The following is a 22,098-nucleotide window of genomic DNA, read 5'->3' as shown; positions in this document are numbered from 1 at the left end:
ATGAGGGTAGGTAAAGGACTTAAATTTACATTTTTAGTTACTGTACTAGTTGCAATATCTATATTTGGAGCAATAGTACCAAACTTAGTTGGTATATATGCTAATCCAGACGGTGTGTATACAAGTAGTATGCATAGTGATAAAAAAATAATAGAGAGTGAGATATATAAAACTGCTGGGTTTGATAATAATTTAATGAGAGCATTAGTATTTAATATGAGTACATCGGTTGCACATCCTGATGAAGAGGTGTTTACAGAGGATGAAATTAAATCATCAAAAAATATAGTTGATGAGTATAGAAATGTTAAGTTTATTGTAAAAAATAATGATACAGATAAAATTTATACAAATACAGATTATGAAAATATAGAAGACTTTAAGAACAATATAAAGGGTTATTGTGATGTAGAGTATATATCTAAAGATTATAATGAATATTATACTAAAACGATAGATTCAAAAACATATAATACTCAAGCCAATAGGTTAAGATATAAGGGATCTAATACAGGGATAGAAAATTTTGAGATATACATGTCTTTCCCAAAAGATCCAACAATTAATGCAAATCAGGGGTGGGACATTGTAGATGATCTTCATTCAAAATATAGTAATAATGTAGCAATGATAAAAATAATTTTTATAATGAGTATTGTATCATTAATAGTATTTATAATTTCACTATTTATTTATAAAAAAATAAAGGTAGATATATTTACTAAAGATAGCTTATTTATGAAGTTATATAATATGATCCCATTAGAGATGATAATAGGAGCATTTTTATTTATATTATTTTTATATGTAAACTTGTTTGGATATTATTTTAATGTAGATTCAAATTTATTTACAAGTATACCGCCTTTTATAGCTATATTTGCTATGCTTAGTATAATATATTTATTTAATAAGCAAGTAAAAAACTTAGATAGAAAAAGAGACATAATTAAGAATAGCTGGACTATAAAGATAATATTATTTATTAAAAAAATTGGAACAAAGACAGTATCTTCTTTAAAGAATATAACTAAGAATACATTAAAACAAATGCCACTTGCTAGACAAATAATTTTTATTGCTTTGGGACTTATTGCAGTAATTTTACTTGTAACATTTTTTGTAGCTATATTTTTTAATGGATATTATTATGAGACAGGTGTAATTGCACTATTTATTGCATTTGTATCGTGTATTGCAATTTTATTATTAGCAATATTTATAATAAAAAAGCTAGACTATCTAGTTTATATTATGGAAGGTACTAAGAAAATAAAAGAAGGTGACCTTCATCATAAGATTGATATAAGAGGTGATGACAAATTTACTGAGCTAGCAAAAGATATAAATAATATAGGTCAAGGTCTTGATAATGCTATAGATAAGCAATTAAAAAGTGAAAGAATGAAATCAGAGCTTATAACTAATGTAAGTCATGATTTAAAAACACCACTTACTTCAATAATAAATTATGTTGAATTAATAAAAAAAGAAGAGAATATAACTCCAGAACATGTTAATGACTATATCAATGTATTAGATTCTAAATCAAAACGTCTAAAGGCATTAATAGAAGATTTATTTGAAGCAAGTAAGGCCAGTAGTGGTAATATAGAGCTTAAGATGGAAACAATAGAGATAAATCAACTTTTAAGACAAGCAATAGGAGAAATGGAAGAAAAATTATCAAGTGCAAGTCTTGATATAAGATTAAATATGCCAGAAGATAAGGCTTATATTTATGCAGATGGTAGAAGGCTTTATAGAGTTTTAGAAAATCTCTTAGGAAATATATCAAAGTATACACTTAACAACACAAGAGTATATATTGATTTAAAGAAAGAGGAAGAAAATATTATTTTAACTATGAAAAATATTTCATCTTATGAGCTAAACTTCAATCCAGATGAGATAATGGAAAGATTTAAAAGAGCAGATGAGTCTAGAAACACTGAAGGAAGTGGACTTGGTCTTGCTATTGCAAGGGATTTAGTCAAAATACAAGGTGGTATTTTTAATATAGATATAGATGGAGATTTATTCAAGGTTTCTATAGAATTTAGATCTCAAGAAAAAGAAGTTAAATAAATTTTTATAAAAAGCACTAATTCGAGTATTTAATCTTGAATATAGTGCTTTTTGTTATTTATAAAAGGTATTGTAACACAAAAGTAACAAATATATATTAAAATAATGATAAGAATAAGTGTATAAGAAAGAGATGTGAGAACATGAATATATTAGTAGCTGATGATGAGTTAAGTATGTTAAAAATAATAAAAGCATACTTAGAAAAAGATAGTATGACAGTACTTACTGCAAAAGATGGTCAACAAGCACTAGATTTATTTTATAAAAATAAAGTAGACTTAGCTATATTAGACTGGATGATGCCAAATATAGATGGAATAGATGTATGCAAAGAAATAAAAGAAAATAGTAACACCAAGGTCCTTATGTTAACATCAAAAGGATTAATAGATGATGAAATAGAAGCACTAAACTGTGGAGCAGATGAATATATAAGAAAGCCCTTTGACCCAAGAGTATTAATGATAAGAATCAAAAAACTTATTGGATACAGTGATGCTTTAAATATTGGTAAATTAAAAATAGATTTTAGAATAAGTAAAGTACACAAGGGTGAAGAGGAAATTATTTTGACTAAAACAGAATTAGAACTTCTAAAGTGTTTTGTTAATAATAAGGGTATGATATTATCTCGAGAAAAATTATTAGATATTGTATGGGGAATGGATTATTATGGAGGTCTTAGAACAGTTGACACTCATATAAGAAGGCTTAGAGCAAAGCTTGGTGATGATGTAATACTAACACACAGAGGATTGGGATACAGTCTGGAGGATATTAATGACAAAGCTAAATAAAAAATTATCTATAAGTATATCAATAATAGTGATATTAGTATTTATAATATCTTTTGCTATAAATAGCCAATTTGTCCATAGATATTATTTACATGAGAAAAAGAATATTATAAACAGCATAGGCAGGCAGATTGAAAGTATTGATGCTAGTACACTTATCAATGAGATAAAATCCATAGAAGAAAAATATAATGTAACAATAGTGTATGCTAATAATTTAAAAAATGAAAATAATAATAATGAGATTATTACAGAAGACTTGCTTAGAGAGTTTGGACTTAAAGGTATAATACCAAAGAAATTTTGGATATCAGAAGAAACTTTAGAAAATATTAAAAATAAAAGTGTAAATAGAGTATTTAACCAAGGTAACCTTAAATATAGCTTATTAGTAAAATTTATTTTAAAGGATAATTATATATTTGCATTAGCTATACCTATTGAACATTCTCAGGAAACTGTAAATATTATAAACAGATTTAACATGATATTAGGTGCTTTTTCAGTATTAATTATAGTGATTTTAATATTTATAATGTCAGATAGGATTATAAAACCTTTAGAAAAAATAAAGATACTTTCAAAGGATATAGAAAAGCTAAATTTTAGAACAGAAGATATAAAAACTGGAGATGAAATTGAAGAACTATCAAACAGTATAAATAAAATGAGTATAAGTCTAGAAAAAGCTCATAATGAGTTAAATAATAGAAATGAAAATTTAAAGGTATTTATAGGCAATGCCTCCCACGATTTAAAAACACCTACTGCACTTATAAAGGTATATGCAATGGGTATACAAGATGGAATTGATGATGGAACTTATATTGACACTATAATAGAACAAAGTGATAGAATGACAGAGATTATAGATAAGTTATTGTATTTTGCTAAATATGAGAAAAAAGAGATTAATTTAATCGAGTTTGATTTGAGAGATAAGCTACTTGAATGTATAAATAAATATGAAATTATTATAAATGATGAAAGTATTAATCTTGATTTAGATATAAAAGAAAAAGAGTTTATAATTTGTGCAGATGAAGATAGTATTGAAATAGTTTTAGATAATTTAATTACTAATGCTATAAAATACAATACAGATAAAAAGATAAGTGTAGTTTTATCTAAAACAAATGATAAAATACGATTGTCTGTTAGTAATTCAATCAATAAAATAAATGAAGATGAAATAGATAAAATATGGAATCCTTTTTATGTATTAGAAAAATCAAGAAGTAAAGAATTATCTGGTACTGGCCTTGGTCTTAGTATAGTAAAAGAAATATTAGAAGCTCACAATTTAGAATATAAAGCTTGTGTTAATGATAACAAAATAGAGTTTTACATTATTTTTTAATAAAAGATGACTTCGATATAAGTATAAAGCAATATTCATTTTATTTTAAGTTTCATATATAATTAAAAATTAGTAGGGTGAAAATGCTAACTAAGGAGAAGATATATGATAAAAATTATAGTTGCAGTAGATAAAGAGGGTGCTATAGGAAAAGATAATGACCTTTTATATAATATAAAAGATGATTTAAAAAACTTTAAAGAATTAACTACAGGAAATATAGTTGTAATGGGAAAAAATACTTGGAATTCACTACCTATAAAGCCTCTACCAAATAGAGAAAATATTGTTCTTTCAAATTCAATAGATAGTATTGAAGGTGCAAAAGTTATGAAGTCATTAGAAGAAGTAAAGGAATATATTGATGACTTAGATAAAGATACTTATATTATAGGAGGGGCTGCAGTTTACAATGAAGCTATAGAAAAGAAATTAGTGGACGAAGCCCATGTAACATTTGTTGATGATGAGTATAAGGATGCTGATACTTTTATATCAATAAATAAGTTAAAATCAATACTTCCTAAGCAAAGCCATATTTGTAATTTTAAAGAAGAAGATTTAAAAGCAGAATATGTAGTTCTTAGAGATTAAAAAATAAAATATAAAGCTAAATAAACATATAAACTCTAATAATTATTAGAGTTTATTTTTTTTATAAATAAATATTTTTTATATTGTAATATTCATGAAACAAAAGAATTTTATAATATCCTCATACAAGACAACAAAGGAGAGCATATATGAAAAATAAAATTTTTATACCAATAGTAGTTATACTACTTGTAGCACTTTATACAGGAGTAAGTAACTACTCATTGAAAGAAATAAATACAGAGGACTTAGATGTAAGTAAATTTATAGAAATAGCTGATGAAGTAAGCGAAAATAAAGCTCAGATAAATTGGAAGTATGTAGCATCAATAATAGGAGTAATACAAAAAAATAATTTTAAAAGTGTGGATACAGATAAAATAAAATATATATCAAATTTATTTTTAGAAGAATCTACGGATGAATATAAGTTAAATAATTTAGATTTAGTTTTAGATAAGCTTAATTTGAAGAAAAAAGAAAAGAATAGAGTTACAAACTATATAGAAGATCTAAAATACTTTGGACTAAAACCAGAAAGGCTAGGTGCAGATACTAAATATACAAAGTTTATAGATAATTTAAAAGATGACGCAATAGACAATTATAAGACTTATAAGGTGCTACCATCTATTACAATAGCACAAGCTATATTAGAATCTGGATGGGGAGAGTCATCTTTAGCAAAAGATTATAATAACTTATTTGGAATAAAAGCTGATATATATTGGAGTGGAAGCTCGGTAACCTTAGAAACTACGGAGTTTGAAGATACTAAGATAAATGATAAATTTAGAAAATATGATAATCAAGGAGACTCACTAAAAGATCATGCTAAGTTTTTGGCGGAGAATAAAAGATACAAAAACAATGGAGTATTTGATATGAATACTTATATATACCAAGCTAAAGCCTTAGAAAAAGCTGGTTATAGTACTGCTATGGATGAAAACGGAAAGAAGCTATATGCCAGTAGATTGATAGAAATAATTAGACAATACAATCTTCAGATTATAGATAGTGAAGTTCAAAGTGAAAATCTAAAGTGATGTAACATGATTGTAACAAATCCCAGCTAATATAATTACGAGGTGATATATATGAAAAAGAAGATATCTGTACTTACAAGTTGTATACTTACAAGTTGTATACTTATAGGAACTACACTTGTAGGTTGTACAAATCAAGGTACAACGCTTAAAAATGAAATTAAGCAAGAAGTAAACAATTTAGATTTTGGTTTTGAAGTAGACCCAAACACCTTTGAAGTATCAGTAGAAGTAGATGGTAAGACAGAAAAGATATCAGATCCACTACAAGAAAGAGAAGTATCTAAATTAGAAAAATCTAAGGATGAAATATCTTGGACATATCCAAAAGAGAATATTGATGTAAGTATAACAAAGGAAAATGACTATTTAGATGTTGATATAAAATCAAACTCTAAAGAAGAAACAAAATTTTCATGGCCAAAGATAAGTGGAGAAAGCTATGTTCTTCCAATACATGAAGGGAAATATATACCAAGTAATGACAAGTATTTCAAGGAATATTTAGATGGACAAGTATATAATGTTATAGAATCTTTTTCTATGCAGTTTTTCTCTGTAAATAAAGATAACTTCGCGGTGTCATATATCATTAAAAATAAGTTTAACAATGAAATAGAATTTGACACTAAAAATAATATAAATTTTACATTTGATCACGAATTCCCAAGTATAAACAAAAATAAGGAGTATGGGTTTAGAATATATTTAACAGATAAAAACATAGTAGATATGGCTAAGACCTACAAAAATTATATAGTTGAAAAGGGCGAGTTTAAAACATTAGAAGAAAAAGCAAAGGATAATAAAAATATTGAAAAGCTTTATGGAGCACCACATATATATTTCTGGGATAAATCAATAATAACAAAAGAGGATATTAAGTGGAATCTACTAAAAGATAATATGTCTCAGGACTTAGAAGACTGGATAAAACAATTACTAAAGACCAAAGTAGAAGATGGAGAAGAATCTATAGCAGTGTTTGATCAAATAAAGAGTCAAGACTATGTAGATAATTACCAAAAAACACAAATAATAAGAGCTCTTAATTCAGTTATGCTATTAGAAGAGTTTTATAATGCAGATGTATTTAAAAATACAGATGATGTTATAAATAAGGAAGTAAAAAAAGGTATCGATAAGTTAAGTAAAATTGAACTTATAAATTTAAATAAAAAACTATTAAAATCAGAATTGAAAAATGCTACTACAAAAGTGGATGACTGGGCAAAGTACAATACTGTAGATGTACTTGATGAAATGAAAAGCTCAGGACTAGAAAATGCGTGGATAGGTTTTGATGATATAGAATCTGGATATGTGTCGCCAGAGCTAGTAGAAAAAGCTAATAAATATGGATACTTAGTAGGACCATATGACTCTTATCACTCAATACACAAACCAGGTGAAGAAAAATGGAGCACGGCTAAATTTGAAGATAAGTCTTTATATGAAAATGCAACAGTAGAGAATAAAGAAGGCAAAAAACTAGAAGGATTCCAAGGTGAAGGACGAAAGTTAAACCCAATATTATCACTTCCTAGTGTAAAAACAAGGGTAAGTGATATAATGAATGATGGATATGCTTTTAATTCTTGGTTTATAGATTGTGACGCTACAGGTGAAATATATGATGATTATTCAAAGGAGCATACAACAACGCAAGAAGAAGATTTAAAAGCACGTCTAGACAGAATGGATTATATAAGAGACAAGGAAAAAATGGTAATAGGTTCAGAAGGTGGAAATGATTTTGCAAGCACAACAATATCATTTGCTCATGGTCTAGAGACTCCAGCATTTTCTTGGGTAGACCAAGATATGAGTAAGAATAAAGAAAGTAAGTATTATGTAGGTAGATATTACTCAGCTACAGGAGGAGTGCCAGAAGTATTTTCTAAACAAATACCAGTAAAAGAGCTTTATAAAAAGATATTTATTGACCCAGAGTATTCTGTGCCACTATTTAAATTAGTATATAATGATTCAGTTGTAAGTTCGTACCATTGGTTATGGGGAACTTTTAAAATAGAGGATGAAGTAAAAAATAGAATGATGAAAGAGGTACTTTATAATACACCTCCAATGTATCATATAGACAGAACAGAGTGGGATAAGCATAAAGATGATATAGTATCTCACAACAAAGTATGGACTAAGTTTAATAAAAAAGTTATAAAAGAAGAAATGACTGACTTTAAATATCTTACAGATAATAGATTAGTTCAATTAACTAGATTTGGAAGTGATGTTAAAGTAATAGCAAACTTCTCAGATAGTAGTTTTGATTATGAAGGAGACACTATAAAAGCAGGTACTCTTGTGATATATGACAAAAATGAAAAAACAGTATATTAAAAGATCAAGTAAAAAACACTAAGTTAATAACTTAGTGTTTTTTATTATTCTATAAACTTGAAATATTTGACTAACACGTTGCTCTAGCAACTGACCTGATTATAAGTAATAACATCCTAAATTTTACAGATAAGATATTAAAACGTATAATAATTTATATTAAAATAATTTAATTTAGAAAAAATAATAAAAAACTAAAACTAAATAAGACTTATTTACGAATATATAATTAGCAAATAAAAATGAGGTTAAAAAATGGACAAAGACTTAAGGCTTATTAAAAAGATTATTAAGAAAAATGATAAAGAAAGTGCTAATGAACTTATATCAATATATTATAAAGAAGTATATGTGTATGTATACAAACAAGTATCAGACAAAGAGACTTCACTAGATTTGACTCAAGAAATATTTATAAGTGTACTAAAAAGTATACATAATTTTGACAAGGGTAAATCATCATTTAGGACATGGCTATATAAGATATCCACAAACAAATTAGTAGATTACTACCGCTCTAAAAGTTATAGGTACAGCAGTATGCAAGAGAGTATTGAAGAGAAAGAAATTTCAGATAAAGATGATTTTGTAGTTAATTTAGAGCAGAAGGAAGATGTAGATAAAATACAGCAAGTAGTAAATAAATTAGACACCCAGTATCAAGAGATATTTAGGCTTAAGATATTTCTTGAAGCTACATTTTTAGAAATATCTGAAATACTTCAGATTCCAGAATCAACGGTAAAAACTAAATATTACTCTATTATTAAAAGAGTAAAAAAAGAATTTAATATTATTTAGGAGGAAGAAATGGAAAAATTTAATATAGCTATGCCAGACGATTTTGAGATAAATAATCAAATTAATATTATTCTAGATAAAGGGCTTCAAAAACAGCAATCATTTTATTCATATATAAAGAACATGTATAAAGAAATAGGATTTAGAAATTTATTTCATGATTTATCAGAGCTAACATTTTTAAGTATTTTGGTAGTTTCAGTACTAGCTTTTATTTATATAGGAGTATTAAGGGGATTAGATAAAACTCAAAATATTTATGCCTTTGTATTTACAATATCTCCGCTATATTATTTTGCAACAAATTTATTTTCATTTATAAATATGAAAGAAAATAATACTTATGATATTGAAATGGTATGTAAGTATAATTTATACCAAATCTCAGCACTAAGAATGTTAGTGTTTAGTGTTATTTCAATATTAATAAACACTATATTTGTTACAAGTATTTATAAGTATATAGATGTATTAAGAGGTATAATGATTTCTACTACTTCAGTATTTTTGTTTTCAGCAATACTTCTGTATTCATTAGTAAAAGTAAGATCTAAGTATACAAGGTATGCAGTAATATCAGGATGGGTCATTTTAAATGCTTTATTTATAAATTTAAATTTAACAAAATACACAGCTGTACTTGAGAATATGCCTATGGCTATATATGTACTTATTTCAGCTATTGCAATATATTCATACGTTAAAAACATACAGGTATTATCAAAATATAAGAAAAGCTTAATAAGTATAAACTAAAGAAGTAGGGGGATTAGGGGAATTGAAATTAATAAAATATGAATTAGAAAAAATATTTACTATAAAATCAGTAGCTATACTGATAATAATAACTGGATTAATGTTTTTAAGATTTGTGGTTCCTCATGCTAGAGTAGCGGGAAATAGAGATTTAGTGAAGAATACAGCAGTTCAGATGGTAAAAAGCTACGGAAATACTATGGAAGAAGATGAGTTTTTAGATTTTAAAGAAAAATATAATAAAAAAGTAGCCAAAGCAGAGAAAATTATTAAAGATAATAAAGAATTTGCTGATTTAGGTGTAATAAACTATGAAGAATTTTTTAAGATAACAAGAAATAATGGAGAAGAAAAATATCAAAGTCAAGAGCTAAATGATCTTTATTATAAGTATAGATACCATGATGAGATAAGTGTATTTAATGAACTATCTGAGATGGAAAACATATTAATTTGCTATGAATATACTTTATTCAAGGATGAAAATCCATATCATGGTAGCTCAATAAATGAAAATAAGTCAACATGGATAAAATCAGTACCTAGAATGAAAGAAATTATTAGTAGTGGAGATATAAAATCACTACTTCCTTATACCGTATTTGAAGAGTATGATGCTCAGATAAAGTCAGTAACAACTATTATTTTAGTAAGTATAGTACTTATGATTTCACCAATATATCTTAAGGATAAAATAACTAAATTAAACTATATTCAGTACTCATCAAAAACAGGTAGAAGCTTATTTAAGAAAAAAATAATAGTATCCTTACTTGCGAGTATACTTATAATAACTCTTCAACTGATAGTATTTTATATATATTATTCTAAGCAAGGAACTAGTGTATTCTTTGACTGTAGTATATCTGGATATTACAATACTCCAGTTAAATCATGGTACGACTTAACCTTTAAAAACTACATAGGAGTAACAATTTTATGTGTATATGCAGTAGGTATAATAATGAGTTTAATATCAATATATATTTCTAGCAAAGTAAATACATATATATCACTTTTAGGTATACAAGTTATTAATTTATTTATTTTTAATAATTTATTACTTAAGCTTTTAGTAAACTATGTAACTAGTATGTATATTAATATCAATAGATTAGGAACGGTATACCTTCCAAAGTACACATTTGAAATTGTGTATTTACTTTTAATAATTATAGTATCTACAATTATGTACATAAGAAATAAAAGAGAGCAAAAAATAGAAATTAATTAAAATAAATTAAAACTTTTTAATGACCACTTACGAATATATAAATGAATATATTTAGTGGTCATTAAATTTATAAATTAAATTACGGAGGAGACAAATGCTACAAATAAAAAACATAACAAAAAAGTATGGAGATTTTACTGCTTTAGAAAACATAAATATGGAATTTGAAAATGGTTTATATGGACTTCTTGCACCAAACGGAGCAGGTAAGACTACACTTATAAAAATGCTATCAACATTGATTTTTCCAACAGATGGAGAAATACTTTATGAAGGAAAAGAAATAGTATCTATGGATGAAGAGTATCGCAATTTATTAGGTTACTTACCACAGGATTTTGGATATTATAAAAATTATTCACCAAACAAGTTTTTAATGTACATAGCATCACTTAAGGGAATAGAAACAAGTAAAGCTAAAGCAAGAATAAAAGAATTATTAAAGCTAGTAGCATTAGAAGATGTGGCTGATAAGAAAATGAAGAAGTTTTCTGGAGGTATGATACAAAGAGTAGGTATTGCACAAGCACTTTTAAATAATCCTAAAATATTAATTCTTGATGAGCCAACAGCAGGTCTTGATCCTAAGGAAAGAGCAAGATTTAGAAACATACTTAGTGAATTATCAAGAGATAAAATAGTAATAGTATCAACTCATATAGTTTCAGATATAGAATCTATATCAAATGAAATAATTATGATAAAGGACAAGCAGTTACTTTACAAAGATAGAATAGAGAATATATGCCAGAAACTACATGGAAAAGTATTTGAAGCAGAAGTAGATAATAGTGAGATCATTGAATTTAGAAAAAGGCATTTATCTTTATCAGAAAAGCAGGAACACAAAAAAGTTAAGGTAAGATTTATTTGTGAAAAAGAGTATGATAAGTCTTGGAACTTGGTGTATCCTTCATTAGAAGATATATTTTTATATGAGTACAAAGATGATGTAATAGGAGTGTAGTATATGGATATAAAATATCATGAAATTAAAAAAATAGTACTATCTCCTATAGTACTTGCTTTAACAGTTTTGTTTATAGCATTTAACTTATTTGTTATTTATGATAATTCTTATATAAGTAATGATCTTAAAATAATTAATAATATAATAGATGAGTTTGGATATAAAATTGATGATAGTATGGTAGATAATATTAACACAAGCTATAAGACAAGGCTAGAGGAGCTTAATAAAATAACAAAAGATAAGTTAGGTAAAACCTACTCTAGCATGGAAGAGTTCTTAGATGGTGAATACCACTATACTAATATCTATGATAGTGATGTATTTACAAAAGAAGAATTAAATTTTTTTGATGAAATAAATATATTAGAATTATACTTATTTCTAGTAACTGAGCAGGTAAACTCCTATGAATCTATAGATATTCTTAAAGTCAAAGATGTTGAAATAAAATCATTTGGGCTATCTGGAGAAGCTAAAGAAATCGCTGAAAAAAGATATGAGATATTAAATAAAAGATTTGAAGAAATAAAAGAAAATAAAGAACATAAAAATTTATTTTTCTATGGAAAAGCATACAGAACACACAACTTGTTATTTGATAATATATTTTCCAAGTGTATATATGAAATAATGATACTAGTAGTACTTATTACAGCTTATTTGATAAATTATGAATTTGACAACAATACAAGCTTACTAGTGTATTCTACAAAACGGGGTAGAAACAATACTAAAGATAAATTTATAGTATGTTTATTTAGTGCAATAATAATTAGTACTATTATTTTAGGAATTACTCTTTTGGCATACTTCCTAGTATTTGATTATAGTAAAGTGCTAAATATTCCTATAAATAGTGCATTTAACTGGGAATATCCCATGCCTTATATAAATTTATTTAAAAATACAGTAATTCAGCAAATAATACTATCAATAATAGTTGTATCATTATGTTCACTAATTTTTGCAGCTATAACTTTTATAATCTCAAAGCTGGTTAAAAATAGTTATATAGTATTTTTTATATTCTTTATAGTGTTTGCTATTAATATTATGATACCAACACTTGTAGGTAAAAGCTCTGCATTAACTATGTACTTACATTTTGATGTATTTAACTTAATACTAAATCCGAGTATGTGGTTTATGTCAAAAGTACCTTTTACAGTTACTAAATACCATGAAGTGATTACTATTTTTGCATGGATGATAATTACTTTAGTAGGTAGTATTTGTTGTGTAAAAATATTTAAAAAGCAAGATATAAATTAGGGAGATATATTATGAGGATAATAATAAATGAAATAAAAAAGATATTTAATATTACCAATTTAATTGTAGTAGGTATATTAACTATATTGATGTGGGTACTTTTTATTAGCTTTGAAATCGAAGTTTTTCCAAATGGACAACCTACAACTGAAAGTTTTAACGAGAGTATATATATGCTAGAAAAGTATGGTCTAGAGATGGATGAAGAGGAGTTTAAAGACTATAAAATTCGTAGAGAAGATAAGGTAAAAGAGGCTACAAAATATTTATCAAGCAATGAAGAGAGTTTTAGACTTGGCATAAATACCTATGAAGCCTATCTTGATGCAAAGCAAAATACTTTAGATAAAAGAGGAAATGGAAATGAAAAAGAGACTGATATAAAAAATTTATTAAATAAAATAATATTTGAAGATAATATAGCGTTATTTTGGGAACTTAGTGCAATAGATTATTTTATTGAGAGATACGAGGATAAAGAGTTCTGGATGGATAGTGAGATAGATTATTCAAATAAAGTAATAGAAAAAAGACATCAAGAGTTGACTAACAGTGACAATGCAAATTCACCATTTAATTTTGTTATATACACAAATTACAATGATTTAATAATATGGATTAACATACTTATTATAATAACTATAGCTACTATGATATCTCCGATTTTTATTAATGACAATAAGAATAAAGTAAATTATCTCCAATATAGCTCAAAGATAGGCAGAAAAATATTCAATAAGAAAATTATATCAGGAATAATTTCATCAATTATATTGATTACAATTCAGTTAGGTATATTTTTTACAGTATATAAGTCTAACAATACATATCAGTTTTGGGATTGTAGTATAAATTCAGTATTTAGTGATACTTACTCATGGCTTGATATTACATTTGGGAAATACATAATACTTACAGTAATACTTACTTATATCTTAGGGGTTGCAGTTTGTATAGTATCCATGTTTGTTTCATCTAAAGTAAGTACCTATATATCACTTATAGGAATCCAAATTCCAATATTATTTGGATTTGGAGCATTTATACAGAGTGTTGGAATAAATAATGCTACAGCAACTTATCTGCCTAAATATACAGTACATATACTTTATTTAGTGTTAATGATAGTAACAGATTTATTGATTTATAAAATGATTAAAAAGGAAAAAAAGATTGATATAAAATAAATTATAATGGTCAACTATAAATAAGCATATTCACAAGACAATAAAGTGTAACCAGTTTTTAACTAAGGAATCTAGAAGTATCAATGGTTATAATAGTGTCGAGTCAAAAGTGTGACAAGAATTAAAAGTATCTGTCACAAAGTTAGTTAACATAGCCTGATAATAAATTAAAAATAAATAAAAACCTCTTTAAAGGTATAATCAAATATGCCATTAAGGAGGTTTTTTATTATATTTTGTACATTTTTTACAGATATAGTTTTTAAATAATAAGAGAATTTTTAAAGAATCTTTAGAAAATCTTTAGATTTATATAAACTTTATCTTTAAATTTTTTGTTTAGTATATAGGTATAAGTGATTAGTAAATATTTTGTTACTAACTTATTAAATTAACAAAATAAACAAGAAAGGAGATTTTTATATATGCTATTATATAATTATGAAAAATAAGGATATGTGAGGTAGCAAATGAACTTATATAGTATTTTAGTTGTAGAAGATGAAATAGAAATAGCAAAAGCAATAGAAGCTTATTTATTAAATCAAGGATACAAAGTATTTATAGCAAATAACGGTCTAGAAGGTCTTGATATATTAGAAAAAGAAGAAATACATTTAGCAATTGTAGATATAATGATGCCAAAGATGGATGGTATAGAATTTACTATGAAAGTAAGATTAGAGCATGAATTTCCAGTAATTATGTTATCAGCTAAATCTGAAGAAATAGACAAGATAACAGGATTAAATATAGGTGCTGATGATTATGTAAGTAAACCATTTAAGCCACTAGAGCTACTAGCTAGAGTAAACTCTCAGCTAAGAAGATATAGAAAGTTTTTAGAGATGAGTCAAAGTAATGTAGTAAACAAAAATTTATTTACCGTTGGAGGATTAGAACTAGATAATAAAACTAAGGAAGTGAGTGTAGATGGAAAAGTTATAAAAACTACACCTATTGAATTTAAAATATTAGAACTACTTATAAGAAACGCTGGAATAGTATTTTCTGCTGATGATATATATGATAAAGTATGGAAAGAAAGAGCAGTGAACACTGATACAATAATGGTTCACATAAGAAATATAAGAGAAAAAATAGAGGTAAACTCAAAAAATCCAAAATATTTAAAGGTGGTATGGGGTGTTGGATATAAAATCGAAAAACAATAAATATGTAATTAAGCTAATTTTAGTAATAAGTATATTAATAGCTGCAATAGGAGTATGTTTATCATATCCTAAAATTGAAAAAGATAGCTCAAAATTTAAGTACAATATGTTTGAGTCTAGTAGTGCATTTTTAGATGATATATATAATACAAATTATGCACTATACTATAAGATGTCTAAAGATGATGATAATGTACTAAGACCGTCAGATATGATTTTAGACTTAAAAGGAGCAACTAGTGATCAAGAAATTATAACTAGATATCAAGAAAAAGTTGATAAGAAAATATACGATTGGAATGACAACTTAAATAATAAATTAAAAAATCTTGATTATTATGTAAGAAATAAAGAAACTAAACAATCTAGTAAAAGACAAGGATTTAGCCAAAATCCATTTTTATATGATGATGTATATAGAGATAACTTATCGACACTTAAAGAACAGTATAGATTTTATATGATGGTAGATTATGATGAAAATGGAAATATGACTATATCGAGGGTACATAATGGAAATAAAGTAACTATATATGATAAGCTTCAAGTAATTGACAAGAATAAAGGTAATTTTGATACCTATGAATTAGAAAATGTGGAAATAAAACCTATAAAAAATATGACATATGTGTATGCTGTAGCACAAAATCTTCAATACAATGACGCTATATCTAATCGTGTATATGATCAAACAATGTATTCATATTCAGATGCATCTATGTTATTTATAAATATAGCTATGGCTTTTATAGTTTTGGTTTCTTTATTTGTTCCATATATAGAAGTAAAAGATATAAAAATAATTGATAAATTATCAAAGTTGCCAATAGAAATACTAGTAATAATAGTTTCGTGTGCATTTGCATTTATTTATAGCTCTTCAGAAATTATTATGACAAGCTCTATAAAAGGAGAGTTAATAAATTTAACTCAGATAAGCCTTAGTAAAGAAGTAGTAAGTGCTTTAACTTATTTATTAAATATAATTTACTTTACAGTTTGCTTTAGTGTAATATCTTTTGGAGTGTTTATCCTAAAGAAAATATATAAAGAAAGAATAATACATTACTTTAAGAATAACTCATTAATAGTTAAGCTTATATCATACTGTAGAAGAAAAATAAAAAAAGCTTGGAACAATTTAACTAGCTTTGATTTAAAAGATAAAAATAATTCAAAACTTGTTAAATTACTAGTGATAAATCTAATTATAATAGCTATAATGTGTAGCTTTTGGTTTATAGGTATAATAGTTGCAGTAATATACAGCATAATATTATTTACATTGATAAGAAAAAGATATACTATGATAAATAATAATTACAACGGATTACTAAAGCTTACTAATGAAATAGCAAGTGGAAATTTAGATGTTAATACAGAGGAGGACTTAGGTGTGTTTAACTCATTAAAGGAAGATGTATCCCAAGTTCAACAAGGATTTAAAAATGCTGTTAAAGAAGAAGTAAAGAGTCAAAAGATGAAGACTGAGCTTATATCAAATGTAAGCCATGATTTAAAAACACCTCTTACTTCTATAATAACTTATGTGGATTTATTAAAAGATGAAAATCTAACTAAGGAAAAAAGAGAACAATATTTAGATGTACTTGATAGAAAATCTCAAAGACTTAAAGATTTAATAGAAGATTTATTTGAAGTAAGTAAGGCAACCAGTGGGGATGTAAACTTAAATATGATAGATGTTGATATAGTGTCACTTATGAAGCAGACTTTACTAGAGTTAGATGACAAGATAATACAATCAGACTTAGTAATAAAGAAAAATATACCTAGTGAAAAAGTAATATTAAGATTAGATAGCCAACGTACATTTAGAGTATTTGAAAATCTTATATTAAATATTACTAAGTATGCTATGAGAGGATCTAGAGTATTTATCGATATAATAGACTTAGAAGACATAGTAACTATAAGCTTTAAAAATATGTCTGAAGAAGAGATTAGCTACGATATAGGAGATATAACTGAAAGATTTGTAAGAGGAGATAAATCTAGAAATACTGAGGGAAGTGGACTTGGATTAGCTATTGCAAAGAGTTTTGTAGAGCTTCAAGGTGGAAGCTTTGATGTAAATATAGATGGAGATTTATTTAAGGTGATTATTACATTTAAGAAAAACTTAAATGGGAATCTAATTAGATAAATGACAATGATTGTTAAATATTTTTAACAATTATAAAAATACTTGCAATTAGATTTAGGATTATATATAATAATAACAAATAGAAAATTCCCTTGAAGGGGAGTAGCTTTCACGAAAAGTGATAATCAATCGTCATTTCGGATTTATATCCCGGTTGATTAGCGAGTATATTAAACTTGTTAGCAAGACCTTCAAAGTAGACTAATACTGTCTACTTTGAAGGTCTTTTTTATTTTAAAAAATCAAATCTAGGGGGAAATAGTTATGTTTTACAAAAAAACATCAGAAAAAGTAATAAGACATCTAAGTAGTGACATAAGTGGATTGTCTAACCAAGAAGCAGAAAAAAGACTGAGCAAAAACGGCTACAATGAATTAGAAGAAAAGGAAAAAACTCCAACGTGGAAGCTATTTGTGGAAAGTTTTAAAGATCCATTAGTAATAATTCTTTTAATAGCAGCTCTTGTTCAAGTATTTTTAGGAGAAATAGTTGAGTCAGCAATAATATTTGCAGTTTTAATATTAAACTCAATATTAGGTGTTGTTCAAACTAAAAAAGCAGAAGGATCTCTTGCTAGTTTAAAACAACTATCAGTTCCAAATGCAAAAGTAATTAGAGCAAATGCTAAGATTACAGTACCATCGAGAGAATTAGTAGTAGGCGATATAGTAATGCTTGAAGCAGGAGATTATGTACCAGCAGACGGTAGAATAATTGAAGCTCAAACACTTAAGGTTGTTGAAGGTATGCTTACAGGTGAATCAGAACCAGTTCTTAAGCATGAAGATGCAATAGAAGATGAAAGTGCATTAGGAGATCAAAAGAACATGGTATTTAGTGGTTCTATGGTAGTTTACGGTAGAGCAACATATGTAGTAACTGGATGTGGTATGGGAACAGAAGTAGGTAAAATAGCAAACTTACTTGATACTGCTGAAAACAAAGAAACACCACTTCAACAAAAGCTTGATGACTTTGGTAAAAAGTTAGGTATAGGAATAGTTTTATTATCAGCTATAATATTTGCTGTTCAAGTAATTAGAGGTGGAAATGTAGTAGATTCATTTATGTTTGCAATAGCTATAGCAGTTGCAGCAATACCAGAAGCACTTTCTTCAATAGTTACAATAGTATTAGCAGTTGGAACAAATACTATGGCTAAAAAACAAGCTATAATAAGAAAGTTGCCAGCAGTTGAAACTCTAGGATCAACAAGTGTAATCTGTACAGACAAAACTGGTACATTAACTCAAAACAAAATGACAGTTGTAGATTCATATATGTATGGAGCTAAAAAGGCCTCTTTAGCTGATAATGTATTGGGTAGAGAAGTAGCACTTACTGATAACATGTTAGAAACTGATAAACTATCAATTGAGGCTATGTCAGACCAAGAATTAGCATTATCATTAGCTTCAACTCTTTGTAATGACTCAGACATAACTCATGAAGGGGTTGAAATAGGAGACCCAACAGAGGTTGCTCTTATAAATTATGCAGGTAAAAATAATTTAGATTATAAGATATTTAGAGAAAAATACAATAGACTTAATGAACTACCATTTGATAGTGATAGAAAATTAATGTCTACAGTTAATAAAATAGATAGCAAAGTAGTAATGTTTACAAAAGGTGCTCCAGATGTAGTATTTAATAGATGTAAATACGCATTAGACAACGGAGAGATAGTACCAATAAGTGAAGAAATAATTAACGAATATAGAAATAAAAATGAAGAGTTTTCTAATAAAGCACTAAGAGTACTTGCATTTGCTACTAAAAATATAGCAGATGAAAACTTCGTACCAAGTATAGAAGACGAAGATGAATTGACTTTAATAGGTATTATGGCGATGATAGATCCGCCAAGAGAAGAAGTATATGATGCAGTAAGAGAAGCAAAAGAATCTGGTATAAAGACAGTAATGATAACAGGTGACCATAAAACTACGGCTGCTGCAATAGCAAAAGATATAGGTATTATGGTTGATGGTGATTTAGCTCTTACAGGTCAAGAATTAGATGCACTTAGTGAAGAAGAATTAGATGATAAATTAGAGAATATTTCAGTATATGCAAGAGTTTCACCAGAAAATAAAATAAGAATAGTAAAAGCATGGCAAAGAAAAGGTAAAGTAACAGCAATGACAGGAGACGGAGTAAATGATGCTCCAGCTTTAAAACAAGCAGATATAGGAATCGGTATGGGAAGTGGTACAGAAGTTGCAAAAGATGCTTCAGCTATGGTACTACTTGATGATAACTTTGCTACGATCGTAAATGCAGTTGAAGTAGGTAGAACAGTTTATACAAACATTAAAAAATCTATAACTTATTTATTCTCTGGGAACTTAGGTGGAATAATTGCTATATTGTTTGCAGTAATGGCAGATTGGGCTAATCCATTTACTACATTACAATTATTATTCATTAACTTAGTAACAGACTCTCTACCAGCAATAGCGCTTGGTCTTGAAAAGCCTGAAAAAGGTGTAATGAACAATCCTCCAAGACAGCCAAATGAAAGTATATTAGCTGGAGGAACATTACAGGCTGTGTTAATTAGAGGTAGTATAATAGGTATAGTAACAATAGTTGCTCAATATGTAGGTATGAAGCACTCTCCAGAGTTAGGTACTGCAATGGCATTTGCTACACTTACTTTATCTAGAATAATACAAACATTTGCTTCAAGATCTAACACTGAAACAATATTTAAGTTAGGATTTACAAGTAACAAATATGCTTTAGGTGCAGTTGTAATATGTTTAGGTATGTTTGGTATAACATTAGTACCATTTATGAGAGAAATATTTGCAATGCCAGCATCATTTGGATTAATAAGCTTAGTGACTTGTTTTGGTTTAGCAGTAGTTGCAAGTCTATTAATGGAAGCTAGTAAATTTATAAAAGTAAAAGCTAAGTAAGCAAAATAATATTATTTACAAATATATAATAATTATATTGTCTTAAATAAAATAAAGAGGATGACTAATTTAAAGTCATCCCCTTTTTTTATTTTTAAAATAAAATTTGATTTCATATTCATAATAATGTTTTTTACTATTTTCAGTAAAATTATAATCTTAATTATCTCATTATTAAAACCTTATTAAATATTTTCATCTTTCTTAAAATCTCATAAACAATAAAAGTAATTGCTGTAGAAAGTACGATGATTAATATCATTGATAAAGTAGTAGATTTTATTATAGGTATAATAATAAAAGCTAATGCAAGCAAAATAGGTTGATGTATTATATACACAGCAAAAGCTGACTTATTTAAATACCTTAATACCTTATTACTTTTATTTAAGTAAATACTTGAAAATGCAACTACTGCGCCTATTGCTGAAATTAATAAAGTATTTTTAAATAAAGAATCTATTACCCAAATAAATGTATTTACTTCATCAGGTCTCATTAAGAATGTATATAAAATTCCAAACAATCCACAACCTATAAATATTAATAAGAATTTAAATTTGTTTGCTTGAATTTTTTCAATAAGAGTGATGTCTTTATATGTTATATATCCAAATATGAAAACAATAAGACATCCTAAAATACTTTTTCCCATAATACTTGGGAATAAATCACTTATTACTCCAAGAGTTAAAAGAGTTAAAATACTAAACTTGCCAAAGAATATTGATTTAATTATGTTTATTATTTTTTCTCCACAGTCACCTTTAAATATTTTGTATATTATAAATCCTCCAATTATAGAGACTACAAATAAATATAAAATAAACCATAGGTGAGCAGGAGTAAAAGCTCCATCAAATCCAGAAAAATCATTTATATTTGTGAAGAAATATTTTAGATGTTCAAAGTAATTTAAGTTAGTTTCTCCTCTCCAGACTCTTGCTAAATATGTTTGAGGTGGTACTACTACTATAATTCCAAAAATAAGTGGTACTAAAAGTTTTCTTATTCTTTCCTTCATATAATCCTTAATGCTCCTATTTTCCAAAGAAAAATGAGTGGATGCTCCTGCAAGGAAAAATAGCATAGGCATATACCATACAAATAATACTATAATTAGTAAATCAGCAAGAAAATTCTTTTGCTCTGATACTATATAAAAATCACCAAACTTACAAAATATAGCTGCTGTATGATAGGCAAAAAGCATTAATATACTTATATTTCTGATCCAATCTATTTCATGTCTTCTCATAAATGCCTCCTTATATGATTAATGTTCATATTAACTAACGTTTTCTTGATTTTACCACAAATATTATACGAGTAGTATAAAATATTTGTACTTAT

16 protein-coding genes are annotated in these 22,098 nt (G+C 26.6%); 15 read left to right on the top strand and 1 reads right to left on the bottom strand.

The window, feature by feature from the left end; translation table 11 throughout:
• The 15 genes from CHL78_RS01260 (at window position 1) to CHL78_RS01190 (ending at window position 20,745) form a co-directional block, all read left to right on the top strand.
• Window positions 1-2,088, top strand: a complete 2,088-nt coding sequence (locus CHL78_RS01260; protein WP_094367979.1) for a HAMP domain-containing sensor histidine kinase — start codon at window positions 1-3, stop codon at window positions 2,086-2,088.
• A 143-nt stretch (window positions 2,089-2,231) separates the two neighbouring features.
• Window positions 2,232-2,888, top strand: a complete 657-nt coding sequence (locus CHL78_RS01255; protein WP_094367980.1) for a response regulator transcription factor — start codon at window positions 2,232-2,234, stop codon at window positions 2,886-2,888.
• On the top strand, window positions 2,872-4,248 hold the full coding sequence (locus CHL78_RS01250; protein ID WP_094367981.1) for a HAMP domain-containing sensor histidine kinase: 1,377 nt from the start codon (window positions 2,872-2,874) through the stop codon (window positions 4,246-4,248). Before CHL78_RS01255 ends, CHL78_RS01250 begins: the two co-directional genes overlap by 17 nt.
• A 105-nt stretch (window positions 4,249-4,353) precedes the next feature.
• Window positions 4,354-4,842, top strand: a complete 489-nt coding sequence (locus tag CHL78_RS01245; RefSeq protein ID WP_094367982.1) for a dihydrofolate reductase — start codon at window positions 4,354-4,356, stop codon at window positions 4,840-4,842.
• Between the two features lie 149 nt (window positions 4,843-4,991).
• Window positions 4,992-5,891 (top strand): glycoside hydrolase family 73 protein, encoded by a 900-nt coding sequence (locus CHL78_RS01240; RefSeq protein WP_094367983.1) that lies wholly within the window; start codon window positions 4,992-4,994, stop codon window positions 5,889-5,891.
• Window positions 5,892-5,942: 51 nt separating this feature from the next.
• On the top strand, window positions 5,943-8,252 hold the full coding sequence (locus CHL78_RS01235; protein ID WP_094367984.1) for a glycoside hydrolase: 2,310 nt from the start codon (window positions 5,943-5,945) through the stop codon (window positions 8,250-8,252).
• Between the two features lie 255 nt (window positions 8,253-8,507).
• The gene (locus CHL78_RS01230; protein WP_094367985.1) at window positions 8,508-9,053 is read left to right on the top strand and encodes an RNA polymerase sigma factor; all 546 of its coding nucleotides are present in this window, start codon (window positions 8,508-8,510) and stop codon (window positions 9,051-9,053) included.
• Between the two features lie 9 nt (window positions 9,054-9,062).
• Window positions 9,063-9,809: a hypothetical protein gene (locus CHL78_RS01225; protein WP_094367986.1), complete on the top strand. Its 747-nt coding sequence runs from the start codon at window positions 9,063-9,065 to the stop codon at window positions 9,807-9,809.
• A 22-nt stretch (window positions 9,810-9,831) separates the two neighbouring features.
• Entirely contained in the window at window positions 9,832-11,043 is a 1,212-nt protein-coding gene (locus tag CHL78_RS01220; RefSeq protein WP_094367987.1) for a hypothetical protein, read from the top strand.
• A gap of 94 nt (window positions 11,044-11,137) precedes the next feature.
• The gene (locus CHL78_RS01215; RefSeq protein WP_094367988.1) at window positions 11,138-12,010 is read left to right on the top strand and encodes an ABC transporter ATP-binding protein; all 873 of its coding nucleotides are present in this window, start codon (window positions 11,138-11,140) and stop codon (window positions 12,008-12,010) included.
• Window positions 12,011-12,013: 3 nt separating this feature from the next.
• Complete coding sequence (locus CHL78_RS01210) at window positions 12,014-13,288, top strand: hypothetical protein (protein ID WP_094367989.1); 1,275 nt, start codon at window positions 12,014-12,016, stop codon at window positions 13,286-13,288.
• Between the two features lie 11 nt (window positions 13,289-13,299).
• Window positions 13,300-14,475, top strand: coding sequence for a hypothetical protein (locus CHL78_RS01205; protein ID WP_094367990.1), 1,176 nt, complete (start codon window positions 13,300-13,302; stop codon window positions 14,473-14,475).
• A gap of 470 nt (window positions 14,476-14,945) precedes the next feature.
• Window positions 14,946-15,650 (top strand): response regulator transcription factor, encoded by a 705-nt coding sequence (locus CHL78_RS01200; RefSeq protein WP_094367991.1) that lies wholly within the window; start codon window positions 14,946-14,948, stop codon window positions 15,648-15,650.
• Complete coding sequence (locus CHL78_RS01195; protein ID WP_147295788.1) at window positions 15,622-17,817, top strand: sensor histidine kinase; 2,196 nt, start codon at window positions 15,622-15,624, stop codon at window positions 17,815-17,817. The genes CHL78_RS01200 and CHL78_RS01195 overlap by 29 nt, the downstream gene beginning before the upstream one ends.
• 264 nt (window positions 17,818-18,081) lie before the next feature.
• The gene (locus tag CHL78_RS01190; RefSeq protein WP_094367993.1) at window positions 18,082-20,745 is read left to right on the top strand and encodes a cation-translocating P-type ATPase; all 2,664 of its coding nucleotides are present in this window, start codon (window positions 18,082-18,084) and stop codon (window positions 20,743-20,745) included.
• Window positions 20,746-20,908: 163 nt separating this feature from the next.
• On the opposite strand, the gene CHL78_RS01185 is transcribed toward CHL78_RS01190, so the two are convergent.
• Complete coding sequence (locus CHL78_RS01185) at window positions 20,909-22,003, bottom strand: acyltransferase family protein (RefSeq protein ID WP_094367994.1); 1,095 nt, start codon at window positions 22,001-22,003, stop codon at window positions 20,909-20,911.
• Window positions 22,004-22,098 lie beyond the last annotated feature (95 nt).

Source organism: Romboutsia weinsteinii, from assembly GCF_002250835.2.
Taxonomy (GTDB): Bacteria; Bacillota; Clostridia; order Peptostreptococcales; family Peptostreptococcaceae; genus Romboutsia_A; species Romboutsia_A weinsteinii.
This window is presented reverse-complemented; position numbering and strand designations above follow the sequence as displayed.